9 protein-coding genes are annotated in these 12887 nt (G+C 59.4%); 6 read left to right on the top strand and 3 right to left on the bottom strand.

The features are described from left to right. The first annotated feature begins 265 nt into the window (after nt 1–265). Nucleotides 266–1549, top strand: coding sequence for an IS110 family transposase (locus JNN07_01805; protein MBL9166456.1), 1284 nt, complete (start codon nt 266–268; stop codon nt 1547–1549). A 362-nt stretch (nt 1550–1911) separates the two neighbouring features. On the opposite strand, the gene JNN07_01800 is transcribed toward JNN07_01805, so the two are convergent. Both JNN07_01800 and JNN07_01795 read right to left on the bottom strand, forming a co-directional pair. After that, on the bottom strand, nt 1912–3225 hold the full coding sequence (locus JNN07_01800) for a hypothetical protein (protein MBL9166455.1): 1314 nt from the start codon (nt 3223–3225) through the stop codon (nt 1912–1914). Nucleotides 3226–3281: 56 nt separating this feature from the next. Then, on the bottom strand, nt 3282–5126 hold the full coding sequence (locus JNN07_01795; GenBank protein MBL9166454.1) for a CRTAC1 family protein: 1845 nt from the start codon (nt 5124–5126) through the stop codon (nt 3282–3284). Nucleotides 5127–5334: 208 nt separating this feature from the next. On the opposite strand from JNN07_01795, the gene trpD reads away from it, so the two are divergent. The 5 genes from trpD to JNN07_01770 all read left to right on the top strand — a co-directional run bounded on the left by trpD (nt 5335) and on the right by JNN07_01770 (nt 11412). Continuing rightward, nucleotides 5335–6381 (top strand): anthranilate phosphoribosyltransferase, encoded by a 1047-nt coding sequence (gene trpD / locus JNN07_01790; GenBank protein ID MBL9166453.1) that lies wholly within the window; start codon nt 5335–5337, stop codon nt 6379–6381. 16 nt (nt 6382–6397) lie between these two features. Next, the gene (locus tag JNN07_01785) at nt 6398–6865 is read left to right on the top strand and encodes a DUF2752 domain-containing protein (protein MBL9166452.1); all 468 of its coding nucleotides are present in this window, start codon (nt 6398–6400) and stop codon (nt 6863–6865) included. A gap of 258 nt (nt 6866–7123) precedes the next feature. Further along, entirely contained in the window at nt 7124–8245 is a 1122-nt protein-coding gene (locus JNN07_01780; protein MBL9166451.1) for a glucose 1-dehydrogenase, read from the top strand. A 47-nt stretch (nt 8246–8292) separates the two neighbouring features. Continuing rightward, nucleotides 8293–10023: a M3 family oligoendopeptidase gene (locus tag JNN07_01775; GenBank protein ID MBL9166450.1), complete on the top strand. Its 1731-nt coding sequence runs from the start codon at nt 8293–8295 to the stop codon at nt 10021–10023. A 39-nt stretch (nt 10024–10062) separates the two neighbouring features. After that, nucleotides 10063–11412 (top strand): PQQ-like beta-propeller repeat protein, encoded by a 1350-nt coding sequence (locus JNN07_01770; GenBank protein MBL9166449.1) that lies wholly within the window; start codon nt 10063–10065, stop codon nt 11410–11412. A gap of 233 nt (nt 11413–11645) precedes the next feature. Here the strand turns inward: JNN07_01770 and JNN07_01765 are convergent, their stop codons facing one another. Continuing rightward, entirely contained in the window at nt 11646–12791 is a 1146-nt protein-coding gene (locus JNN07_01765; protein ID MBL9166448.1) for a hypothetical protein, read from the bottom strand. Nucleotides 12792–12887: the final 96 nt, after the last annotated feature.

The following is a 12887-nucleotide window of genomic DNA, read 5'->3' as shown; positions in this document are numbered from 1 at the left end:
GCGTAGGTATGAGTTTTGTCCAGCGGTCCTGAAAGACTCAGGCAGCATTGCAGAACGGACGGAAACGGGGCCACCATAAGGGCCAGTTGGTCTTGCTAACTAGCTGGCGGCATTACGGGAGACCCTCGAGAAGAACGCTTGGAGTAATACTCCGACTTAGCGAATGAGATCGGCGAAAAGCACCTACATGGGGACCGCCCCGCATACCTGAGTGCATGTAAATCGCCTGACCCGTTTCCGTCCGCCTGCTCTTCCAAGAAAGCATATGGACTCGATTGAGACAATATTCAAAAATCTCAAAGGCCGCGTGGTCGGCTTTGATTCCCATCCGGACAGCTTCACGGCGGCCCTGCTGCAGGGCCGGACTCCCGCTGAAGCCATCACTCAAAAAACCTTCAACCAAGTGCCCATGGGCCAGCTGATAAGCTGGGCTCAGAAGCACACCACCTCGGAGGACTGCATCGTTCTAGAGGCTTCGGGCAATAGCTTTGATGTCGTACGACGACTGGAAGCTATTGGTCGCACCGCCCTGGTGTTGGAAAGCTGCCATATGGGCAAGCTCAAGGAAGCCCATGCCAACAATGACAAAATCAGCGCTATTCGCATCGGTAAAGCCTTCCTCTCCGGCACGGCTAAGCGAGTCTGGGTTCCTGACCCCAAAACCCAGGAGCGTCGCGATTGCTTCCACATGCATCGTAAAACCGTCAAACGCTGCACCCAAACGGTCAACCGCCTTGACTCTTATCTGAGCGATAGCGGAGTGCGACTCGACCAATCACTCACCGACTTAGACCACGAGAGCGCCCTAAAACTGATCCATGAGTCACGAGACTGGGCACCTCGCCAACGAATGGTGATTGAGGGCTTAGCCATGGAACTGGAAGCCGCTCGCAAGCAACGTTGCCACTGGGAGAGTCTCATCGCCACGGAGGTCGCTACTGATCCTAAACTCTTAGCTCTGACTCGACTGAGCGGAGTGCGTGATATCGTTGCGTTCGCCTTTGGAGCCATCGTGGGGGACATCAAACGCTTTGAGCATCCCAAGAAGCTCGTGAGCTACATCGGGCTCTACCCGGTCTTTGATGACAGCGGCAACAAAAAGTGGAGTGGAGGTATCGGGGGACATGGACGCAAGGATCTCCGCTCGTTGCTGATGGAGTCGGCTCAGTCGATCCTCCGCGGTAATAGCCCATTGGCCAAGTGGGGCAAGAAGCTCTTGGCTTCCAAGGGCTCCGTCAACTTGGCAGCTGCGGCAGTAGCCAGGAAACTGGTCATCGCCCTTTGGTATCTCATGAACGGCAAGTGGGAGGGTATGGAAGAGATCAGCAAACCCCAGGCGATCAAGATCGGAAAGATCATCTCCAAGATCGGACAGAATGGGCTCAAGACCCTAGGCAAGGACCGAAAATCTCTCCGTCAGGAAATGAATGAGAGCCTTCTCAAGGGGCGAGTCTACGAGTTGAAGCCATTCCCCAACGTCGAACCCAAAGCTGAACCAGAGCCTCCAAGAAAGTTCACGACTCAGGCCGAAGAATACGGCCTGGCTTGATCTAAAAGAGCAACTCTACCTACCATAAAGCAACGAGCAGAGCCGCCTACGGCGGACCTGTTTGTTACCCCCAAAAAGGGAGGGGAGGACGGACCCAGTCCGTCCTCTCCTTCTCAATCTTTTGCTTTCTTCCACGGGCACACTTGGCGATCCAGACTTCGATTAGTTATTTCGAACAATTTCCCTTCGGTCTTTGTTGACAAACCACATACCCGTCCTTCGCGGTTCAATCTTCGGTCCCCCTTCCACTCCTCACGTCGTCCCCTACAGTTCCGCAGTTAAATCCACCACCCCAAAAAAAGTCCCGCGGGATCCTTCCCGCGGGACTGCGTGTAGTACCGAAATGGTCTTGGTTCGCGCGATCAAAACATCAGCTGCGCTCGGGCGATCAGGCGACCTTGGTGGTCCTCCGCCCCATCCGCGCTGCCCAGGTGGTAGTTCAGCTGGAGCTTGAGATCGTTGCCCTTGATGTAGTAGTTCACACCGAACACCCAGGCGTCCGATGAGTTTCCGGAGCTGTCGAGGTCGAGATCCAAACTCTCGTAGCGCACCAGCGCCTGCACCTTGCGCGGGAGCACGTAAGCCGCGAGCGTGAGATGAAAGCCATCGGCATCAAGCTTCGCGCTCGGCAGCTGGTTCAAGGCCTTGTAGTGGGCTCTAAAGTATTCCCCCCGGAATTCGAACCTACCCAGCTCGAACTGAGTGTCAGCCGCCCAGACCCGTCGATCTCCCTGGAAAATGTTGTCGACGGACCCGCCCGGCACCGAGTCGAAACCCAGGCCGGACACGGACACATTGCTATCCTTGCTCGCATAGGCGTTGATCCCCAGCGACCACCGACTTTCCAGCTCGCCGATCTTTCCCTTCCAGGGTGTCCCGCTCAGCCTTCCGGTATAGGTAAACTTCTCATTGTCGTTGAAGCCATTGTTTTGGGCAGGCCCGTTGAACGCAGCAACGCCATAAGCCAAACGATCCTCATAGAAGTCCCCGGTCACGGAAGCGCCCACCTGCCGGCTGATGGTAAACTGGTCCGTGGCCATCGCGCGCTCGGCAAACAAGCGGGCCGAGGCGGACTCCAACTGCTCATGACCGAATAAGGTCTTAAATTGGCCTACTCGGACATTCGCAAAATCATACCGATTCCACTGGATGTAAATGTCGGTCGCCAAGGCGCGATAGCTGGAGTTATTCCGGAGATTGGCGTTGCCGAAATCTCCCTCCAGCTTCCACGAGAAGTTCTCGAGAAAACTGCCCGCCACACCCAGCCGCGCTCGCCGGACCAGAAAGCGATCATTTTCGGAGAACCGGGAATCAGGCACGTCTCCAACCTCCAGCTGGGTCTGAATGAGACCGCCAATCGTAATCTTGCTCTCCTTCCCTTTGGCCATGACCGTAGCCGGAAGCTTGACGGTGCTCCCAGGCTCGGCCGGCTTGGCGACTGCCTTGCTGCTATCCTTCAGCTGAGCCTTGAGATCGGCATTCTCCTTTTTCAACGAATCCAATTGAGCCTCAATAGCTCGCAAGCGATCCTCCACCCCAGGGTCCGCCGCCACGCCAGGTAGCACTCCGCCCAGAGCGATAGCTGATGCTACGAGCCAGCTGGAACCAACGCCACCAGACCAGGTCGTGCGGTTGGGCGTGCGTTGAATCTTACCACGAGTCTCATGTTGTCTCATACCAAGACAACATCGGCGAAGCCGCCTCGCCCTTTAGCGCAAATTCAGGAGCCCGCTCACTCGCCTTCGACGATCCGGTGGGTCCGGTTGAGTTCCAGATTGGACAGCTTCTGCCGCGAGCCGCGAGGCCAATGAACCACCACTTCCTCAAGCTTGGCCTCGCGCCCCAGCCCTATCGTCACGGGCAGCTCGCTTTGGGAGAGGTAGCCGCGAGTCGGCATCACCTGGCGCCATTGAACCCGGCCGCCAGCGCGTATCATGATCCAAGCACCGATGGCATCGCGATTGGTATTCTTGCCCACCAACTGAAGCCGGATCCATTGAGCTGGCCCCGATAGATCGTTGCGCAGCACCACTGGCAACCCACCTACCTGCGTCATCACCACATCGAGATCCCCATCGCCATCAAGATCCCCGAAAGCCGACCCCCGACCGACCAGCGGCCGCGATAGGTCCGCACCGGCTCGGACCTCCGGCACGGCGACAAACCCTGGACCCGCACCTATCCCACGGGTGTTCCAATAGAGCCGTGCCGACTGTCGATAGTTCTGACTTTTCTGGACCCGGTTAATGTCCTCCTCGATGTGGCCGCTCACCGTCAGAAAATCCTGCCAGCCGTCTAGATCATAGTCGAAAAAGAAGACCCCAAAGGATAACGAAAGCCGGCTCACCGGCCCGATGCCCTGACCGATGGCCTCGTCGCTGAACAGCAGCGGATCCTGCTGCGACACATAGAGCGCGGTCATCTCATTGGCAAAATTCCCAATCGCGATGGCCAATTGATCCTCTTCGTGGGCCCGCGCGGAATCGATGCCCATCGCCCCACGCGTTCCGCCATAGCTGTCGAAGGCGATCCCTGACACGGCCCCCATCTCCTTAAAGCGCCCGTTCTTCTCGTTGTGGAAGACGAAGTTCTGGACCGTGTCATTGGCCACCACGAGATCGATCCAGCCATCGCGATCCAGATCCACCGGGGCAACGCCCAAGGATTTCGCCATCGGCTGGGACGTCGCACGGTTCAGCACCTCGATTCCGGCGGCCGCGGAAACGTCAGCGAACCGCCCATCGCCCTCATTGCGGTAGAGGCGGGGATGAGCGCCGGGGAAGTTGTCGGGCGGGCCATAGGCTCGTCCGATGCCCACCAACCGGTAATCGACCGAGATATCGATATCCCGAGACCATTGAACATAATGGCAAACAAACAAATCCAGATCGCCGTCGTTGTCATAGTCAATCCAAGCGGCGCTGCTCGACCAATCCGTCGGACGATTCACGATCGCCGCAGTCTGAGTGACATCCCGAAACCGTCCCTCTCCCAAGTTTTTAAAGAGCAAAGCACGTCCAACCCCCGAAAGAAACACATCGACCAGCCCGTCGTTGTCATAGTCACCCACCGCCACTCCCGTGCCGTAAAAACTCACGGCCAACCCGCTGGGTGCGGTGACGTCGGCGAATCGCCAATCGCCAAGATTTCGATACAACGCGGCCGTCGGGGCCGGGGTTCGCGGATCGGGAGTCCAAGGCCAGTCGGAAGCATTGACGAAGAGCAGATCCTGGCGTCCATCGTTGTCGAAATCGAAAATAGCGACTCCCGCCCCCATCGTTTCCGGCAACAGCTTCTCCCCCCGGGCACCGGTGTAGTGTTGGAATGAAATACCCGCCCCGGCAGTCATGTCGGTAAAGGTGCTGTGAGGGATCCGCTCCAGGGGCGGTGGCGCCGACTGGGGGGCCTCGATGGGAGTCTGCTGGACGCTGCGTTTCTCGGATCGCCAGCTATCCCAAAAAAATCCCATGAGCACTCCCACCACCACCACTCCCAAAATCGCCAGCGAGCGCCAAAACGCCCGACCGATGATCGCATCGTCGTTCGGAGGGGGCGGTTCGTTGGTCGCAACAGGCATGACTGCCACCTAAAGACACTCGCCTCCCCGCAAAACGCAAGGGGAAAGCGAGGGATCTCACTTTGGAGGGTGCCAGACAGATCTCGGGAACTAGGCCGAGAGCTGTTGAACCGCAAAGGACCCTCTGCCTGCAGGGGAAAGAACCAAAATCTGCGACCCGGTCGCATTTGACCATTGAGTCCACCTCCAGCCTGGTTAACCTGACTCCATGCTCACGAAGCTGATCGAGCAACTCATCGCGAAACAATCTCTCTCCGCCTCCGAGATCAAAGGGGCGGTGAAATGCCTGGTCGACCCGGAAGTGGCCGTCGAAGGCAAGGCAGAGTTCCTCACCCGGCTGGCCGAGAAGGGGGAGACGGTCGACGAGATTGCCGCGTTCGCTGCCGAGCTTCGTTCCCTCTCCATCTGCCCAGAGTTGGATGCCGCGACTCGCGCACGCGAAATTGTCGATGTGTGTGGCACGGGAGGGGATCGGCTGAACACGTTCAACATTTCCACCACGGTGGCCCTGGTCACCGCCGCCGCGGGATTGGTCGTCGCCAAACATGGCAACCGCGCCGTCACCGGCACCTGCGGAAGCGCCGATGTGCTGGAGGCCCTCGGCGTGCGCATCGACCTCTCCCCAGCCGAGGCCGCCCAGTGGCTGCGCGACCACGGCTTCGCCTTCTTCTTCGCACCCCATTTCCACCCCGCGTTCAAACAAATCGGGCCTGCTCGCAAGCTCTGCGCTGAAAAGGGGCAACGGACCTTGTTCAATTTCATGGGACCGCTGCTCAACCCCGCCCGGCCGACAGCGCAGCTGGTGGGAGTCGCTCGCCCGCATCTGTGCGAGCTCCTGGGCAAGGTGCTTCAAAGCCTGGGAATTCGCCGCGGGATGGTGGTCTGCGGTCAGGTAGGCGAGTTTCACCTGGATGAGCTTTCCACCCTGGGAAGCAACACGATCGCCGAGTTCTATCAAGATCGCGGCTTCGCCAATTCCACGCTCGATCCGATGGCCTTCCCGCTTCAGCCCTCTTCCCTGGCTCAACTCGCCGGCGGGGACAAGGCCGCGAACGCCGAGATCGTGCGGCAGCTCCTCAACGGAGCCGACCGAGGGCCCAAACGCGATGCCGTTCAACTCAATGCGGCGGCCGCACTGTTCGTGGCCAACGCCTGCAAGTCGGTCGCGGAGGGCTGGGACCGCATCGGGGACGTGATCGATTCCGGCGCCGCGAGTCGGAAGCTCGACGAACTGGTCCAGGCGTCGCGCGGATAGCCAGGCCCCCCCGCCCATGCTGGAAGAGCCTTCGACCACACAATACTCAGCGCAAGACCTGCGACCGCCTCCCCTTCCGCATCTCCAGGAACCAGAGGCCACCTCAAAACCAAGCTTCTCGCTGCCCCGCACGATCGTTTTGCTGGGAATCGTTGGATGTGGGGTAGCCGGGCTGCACTTTTTTCCTCCAGGCCAGGGGGGATTCTATCCGCCGTGCCTGTTTCATCGAGCGACCGGACTCGACTGCCCGGGCTGCGGGGCCACACGCGCGGCTTATTCTCTCCTGCATGGAAACATCGGGGTGGCTTGGCACCAAAATGCTCTCCTGGTGCTGCTCGCCCCCGCGGGGCTGATCGGGGGTGGAGTCGCCGCCTGGAGATGGACTCATCGGCGACCGATGCCGTCACTTCCGGGCCAGCCCTGGACGATCTATATGCTCCTGGCAGCCATGGCCATCTTTGGCATCGCACGAAATATGCGCTAACTTCGATCACCCGGCTAAGCTCCAGGACCGCACGGGGGTCCGAAGTCCGAGGGAGATACGGAAGCTGAGAACTGTCGCCTTGTGAACTCCCGCGGACATACGACGGAAAACACGTTGCAAATCTCACCCAATTCTTAGCCACCCGCCCTCCTAATCATAAAAAATTTGATTCCCTACCACCCAAAGCACGCTATCATGTCCCACACCACTCGCCCGGGTAAAACAACTCCTTGCGGCTGAGCGTTGATTTTTAAGCACATGAGCAAGCATATGCGCGCCGTCGGCGTGGTCCCCAGTCGCAAAGAAGTGCGAATGATCGAGCATCCGGCTCCGGCGATCACCCAGTCAAACCAGGTCAAGATCCGCACCCTCGATGTCGGGATCTGCGGCACGGACCGGGAGATCTGTACCTTCGTGTATGGCGCCCCGCCCACCGGCTCCGACTATTTGGTTCTGGGGCACGAAGCGCTCGGGCAGGTGCTGGAGGTCGGCAGCAATGTCAGCCGGTTTAAGGTCGGTGACTATGTGGTTCCTAGCGTCCGACGTCCCTGCCCGGCTCCCAGTTGCGTTCCCTGCCGCGAAAGCCGACAGGATTTCTGCAGCACCTGGACCTTCACCGAACGCGGCATCAATCAGTATCATGGTTACATGACGGAGTGCTTCGTCGACGAAGACCGTTACCTGACCTACGTGCCGAGCGAGCTTCGCGACATTGCGGTCTTGGTCGAACCCCTGACCGTCGCCGAAAAGGGACTCGCCCAAGTCTGGAAGACCCAGCAGCGCCTGCCTTGGAACAAGGCTGCCACCCACGAACCCCGCGGCACCGGACTGAACGCGGTCGTCCTTGGCGCCGGTCCCGTCGGCATCCTCGGAGCCATGGCACTGGTCGTCAACGGCTTCAAGACCTACGTCTATTCACGCTCCAAGAAACCGAACAGCAAGGCCGATCTGGTGGAGTCCTTCGGTGCCGAGTACATCTCCTCCGAACAGATGAGCGTCGATGACCTGGCCAAGCACGTGGGCAGCATCGATCTGATCTACGAGGCGGTGGGCGTTCCGGGAATCACTTTCGATGTCATGCGCGTGCTGGGGATCAACGGGGTTTATGTCATGACCGGCATCCCTGCTCCGAAAGCCCCCATCTCGGTGGCCGCCAGCGAAATCATGCGGAATATCGTGCTGAAGAACCAAGCGATCGTCGGCACCGTCAATGCCGACGGGGATGCGTTCGCCTCCGCGATCCGCGACCTGGGAACCTTCAACCAACGGTGGCCCAAGGCGGTCCGCCAACTGATCTCGTCCCGCAACAAGCTGGAAAACTTTCAGGAACTGCTGGTCGGCAAGGCCACCGGCATCAAGAACGTCATCTCGTTCGACTGAAATAAATCCTCCTTCACCCCCGGGCCGGCTCTCGCTAGGCTCCGGGTATGAGCTTACTGCCCTTTGGTGAATTAACGCCTTTTAGCGCGCGACGCTTCGTTCCGAGCCAGATCAACCTCGGAGAGTGGGCGTCCATCGAACCGCTCTTCCAACGTCTGAAAGCGGATGCCGCCGCCTGCGCCTCGGTGGCCGATTTCGAAGCCTGGATCCTAGCCTGGGGTGAGCTCAGCGCCGCTCTGGATGAGGAGTCTTCCCGACGCTACATCGCGATGACTTGCCACACCGACGACCCGGGTGCCGAGAAAGCCTATCTGGAATTCGTCGAATCCATCGAACCCGAACTCAAGCCCTGGCAGCAGCAGATCTCGGAGATTTTTCTGGCCCACCCACTGAGCTCGAAGCTTCCCGAAGAACGCTATCGAATCCTGCATCGCGACACCGTCCTGCGCGTGGAGTTGTTCCGACCTGAGAACGTCGCGCTCGAAACCGAGGAAGCCAAACTCGGACAGCAATATCAAAAGCTGAGCGGCTCCCTGACGGTTCAGTATCAGGGCAAGGAACGCACCCTCCCCCAGATGAGCCCCTTCCTGGAAGAGCAGGACCGAGGGGTCCGCGAAGACGTCTGGAAACTCGTGGCCAACCGCCGACTGCAGGAGAGCGAAGCGTTCGAAGCCCAGTTCGAAGGGTTGCTCGACCTGCGCGAGCGGATGGCCAAGAACGCGGGCTATGCCAACTATCGCGACTACGCCTTCCGGCTGCGCGGTCGCTTCGACTACACGCCCGAACACTGCGAACGATTCCACGACGCGGTCGAGGGGGAGATCATGCCCGTTCTGCGCGAGCTTCAAGAGAAGCGCCGGGAAAACCTGAAGGTTCCCGCACTGCGCCCGTGGGACATGGCGGTGGATCCATTCAACCGTGCTCCGCTGCGCCCCTTCCAATCGGTCGACAAACTCACGTCGGCCTCCCAGAAGGTGTTCGATCAGATTTCTCCCGAGCTGGGAAGCGGCTTTCGCCTGATGCAGACGCGCAAGCTGATCGACCTGGAAAACCGGAAAGGCAAGGCGCCCGGCGGATACCAGTCGACCCTAGCCGAGGCACGCTTACCCTTCATTTTCATGAATGCGGTCGGAGTGCAGCGGGATGTCGAAACCATGTTCCACGAAGCCGGCCATGCGTTCCATGCGCTGGCCACTCAGAAGGAAGATCTCTACGCCTATCGAGGCGCGCCGATCGAGTTCTGCGAAGTGGCATCAATGAGCATGGAGCTTCTCGGCAACGAGTTCCTGGAAGAGTTCTACTCCCCTGCTGAAGCCCAGCGGGCCCGCCGGGATCACCTGGAAGGGGTTCTGAAAGTCCTGCCCTGGATCGCCACGGTCGATGCCTTTCAACACTGGATCTACACCCATCCGAAACATGCCCGCTCCGAACGGACCGCCGCTTGGGTCCAGCTGATGGGACGATTTGGAGACAAGGTCGATTGGACCGGATTCGAGGCTGTCCGCGCCAACCTCTGGCATCGCCAGTTGCACATCTTCCTGCACCCCTTCTATTATATCGAGTACGGGATTGCCCAACTCGGAGCCCTCCAAGTCTGGGCGAACTCGAAGAAGGACAAGCCGGGTGCGCTGCGCGACTACCTCAAGGGCCTCTCGCTCGGCGGTTCACGCCCGTTGCCTGAACTTTTCCAGGCCGCGGGATGCCGATTTGACTTCAGCCGGGAAACCATCAAGCCGCTGGTTCAGTTGGTGCGCAACGAAATGGCCAAACTGGCTTGAGCGGCAGGCGGACCCTCGCCAGCCAACCCGATGCAACTCATGAAACCCATCCTCGCCCTGGCGATACTCATCAACCTTAGCCTCGTCCCACTCGCCTCGGCCGCGAACTCGCCTGCCGCGCCGATCCACTGGCCTCAGTTCCGCGGGGCGGACTCCATGGCCGTGGCTGATGGGTCGCGGTTTCCTGAACGATGGAGCACCAATGAGAATGTGGCTTGGAAGGTGGAGATCCCGGGGCGTGGCTGGTCCTCACCCATCGTGTGGGGTGATCGCGTCTTCCTGACCACCGCTACGAGCGAGGGTCCCATGGACGAGGCCAAAAAGGGCCTGTACTTCGGCGGCGACCGCAAAGACCCGCCGGCCACGACGCATCATTGGTGGGTGCAATGTCTCGCCCTCAAGGACGGGAAAGAACTGTGGCGCCGGGAGGTCAAAAGCGGCAATCCCGTCAATCCCCTGCACATCAAAAACAGCTATGCCTCGGAAACGCCAGTCACCGACGGCGAGCGAGTGTACGCCTACTTCGGCAACGTGGGCCTGTTCTGCTTCGACCTGGACGGAAAGCCCCTCTGGTCCACCAACTGGCCGGCAGTGAAGACCCGCTACGGATGGGGTTCGGCGGCCTCGCCGGTGCTTCACGGTGACAAGCTCTTCCTGGTGAACGACAATGAAGACCAGTCGTTTGTGGTGGCGCTGGACAAGCGAACGGGAAAGCAGCTTTGGAGAACTGAACGGGATGAGCCGAGTAACTGGGCGACTCCCTATGTCTGGCAGAACGAGCAGCGAACCGAGCTGGTCACCCCGGGACGCAAACGCGTCCGCTCGTATGATCTCGATGGGAAGCTGCTGTGGGAGTTCGGAGGCATGTCCACGATTGTGATTCCAACGCCCTTCTCGAAGTTTGGATTGCTCTACATCAGCTCGGGATATGTCGGTGACAAAATCCGCCCCGTGTTCGCGGTGAAGCCGGGCGCGAGCGGGGATATCACGCTGCCCGCAGGCGAGACCAACAGCGCGCACATCGCGTGGTATCAGCCGACGGCGGCACCCTACAACCCTTCACCCCTGCTCTACGGGGACCAGTTCTATGTGCTGTTTGATTTCGGTTTCTTCAGCGCGCACGACGCCCGAACAGGACGACAGATCTACGAAAAGCAGCGGATCCGGACCCAGACCACTTCCTTCACGGCCTCGCCTTGGGCGGCCAATGGAAAGATCTACGCGCTCAGCGAGGACGGCGACACCTTCGTGTTCCAAGCGGGACCCGAGTATCGTCTGTTGCATAGCAATCCGCTCGACGAGATGTGCATGTCCACGCCGGCCATCGCCGGAGATCGGTTACTGATTCGAACCCTGACCAAGCTCTACTGCATCGCACCGGGAAAGTGAGTAATTGTGGCGTCGTCCATGTTGGACGATGCGCCAGCCTCCCGAGCGCAGCGGGCCTCATTGGTCCCAAATGGAAAAATGAGCAATGTGAAATCAGGTCCGTTGAGCCGCGCCCATTCCGAGGGGGATTGCACATTGTTCATTGCTCATTTCACATTGCACATTGGGGATGGACCGAGACGGCCCACACTACATTGTGGCATCGTCCGTGTCGGACGATCCGTGCGACAAACTCACCGAAACAGCTTCGGCGCGAAATCCACCAGATATCGCCGCCACACCGGCCAGGAATGGTCACCCTCCGTCACGAGGTATTCGTGCTGAATCCCCTTGGTTTTCAGCAACGCGGAAAAGGTCTCGTTGTTCTGAAAAAGGAAGTCCTTCTTTCCACACGCAATCCAGAACAGCTTCAGGTGGCGGTTCATTTCGTTGCCCTTTTCCAAATCTCGAGCAATCCAACTCTCCACCGGAGTCGCGGCGCTGAAGGCCCCCACCCACCCGAACTGATCATGGTGCTTCAAGGCCACCGTAAAGGCATGGTGCCCACCCATCGACAAACCGGCAAAAGCCCGGCTGCGCGGACGTGAGGCAACCCGGTAATGACTCTCGACCAAGGGCACGATGTCCTTCACCAGTTCTTCACAGTAAGCGCCGCTATTATTGGTCGCGTAGGCTTCCCAAGCTCCGGCAGCAGGGGGGAGTGCATGGCCATCCGGCATCACGACGATCATCGGCACCGCCTTCTTCTGAGCGATCAGCGAATCGAGAATCCAATGGGCCTTGCCATGAACACTCCAGCTTCCTTCATTGTCGCTGTAGCCATGCGAGAGATAGAGGACCGGCAGCTTGGAACCCGACCCGGCTCCCGGAGGCGTATAGACAACCACCTTGCGCCAGGTGCCCAGCACCTTCGAGTGATAAAGATGCTCATGGAGTACACCGTGCGGAATGTCCTGCAGATCCCAAGGGGCGGCAGGCACGGAAGGAACGTGAAGGATGCTGGTGTTGGGCCAGCGTTGCGGCTTGATGGCCGGGTTCTGGGGATCGATGACACTCAAGCCATCCACGACAAAACGATATTCATGCACCCCTGGCGGCACCGACGGCAAGGTCACGCTCCAGACGCCCTGATCATCTTTTTGAAGCGGCGTGTCGGAACCAAACTGTCCGACCACTTTAACCTCCTTCGCCTGCGGCGCCTTGAGCCGAAAAGCAACCCCGCCCCCCGGCAAAAGATCCGGAGAAACCAAGGGGGCCGCTCGAGGTGCACGGCGCGGTGGTGTGTTCGTCGCAGTGGAGTTAGATTGAGCTTGGAGCGGAGAGATAGCGCTCACTGCAATACAGAGACATGAAGCGAACACGAAGCGTGGCAAGTTCATAGCGAGAGAGGTCATCGGATGTGGGAATACCTTACCGATCTCCCCGCGGCCGATGCCACAAAATTATCGGTCAGCCCATGAGATAGAAGTCAGGCC

It is taken from the genome of Verrucomicrobiales bacterium (assembly GCA_016793885.1).
In the GTDB taxonomy this organism is placed as follows: domain Bacteria; phylum Verrucomicrobiota; class Verrucomicrobiia; order Limisphaerales; family UBA11320; genus UBA11320.
This window is presented reverse-complemented; position numbering and strand designations above follow the sequence as displayed.

Excerpts from the sequence above, each read along its gene's own strand:
- JNN07_01805 (MBL9166456.1), top strand. The coding sequence starts at position 266 with ATGGACTCGATTGAGACAATATTCAAAAATCTCAAAGGCCGCGTGGTC.
- JNN07_01800 (MBL9166455.1), bottom strand. The coding sequence starts at position 3,225 with ATGAGACAACATGAGACTCGTGGTAAGATTCAACGCACGCCCAACCGC.
- JNN07_01795 (MBL9166454.1), bottom strand. The coding sequence starts at position 5,126 with ATGCCTGTTGCGACCAACGAACCGCCCCCTCCGAACGACGATGCGATC.
- trpD (MBL9166453.1), top strand. The coding sequence starts at position 5,335 with ATGCTCACGAAGCTGATCGAGCAACTCATCGCGAAACAATCTCTCTCC.
- JNN07_01785 (MBL9166452.1), top strand. The coding sequence starts at position 6,398 with ATGCTGGAAGAGCCTTCGACCACACAATACTCAGCGCAAGACCTGCGA.
- JNN07_01780 (MBL9166451.1), top strand. The coding sequence starts at position 7,124 with ATGAGCAAGCATATGCGCGCCGTCGGCGTGGTCCCCAGTCGCAAAGAA.
- JNN07_01775 (MBL9166450.1), top strand. The coding sequence starts at position 8,293 with ATGAGCTTACTGCCCTTTGGTGAATTAACGCCTTTTAGCGCGCGACGC.
- JNN07_01770 (MBL9166449.1), top strand. The coding sequence starts at position 10,063 with ATGAAACCCATCCTCGCCCTGGCGATACTCATCAACCTTAGCCTCGTC.
- JNN07_01765 (MBL9166448.1), bottom strand. The coding sequence starts at position 12,791 with ATGAACTTGCCACGCTTCGTGTTCGCTTCATGTCTCTGTATTGCAGTG.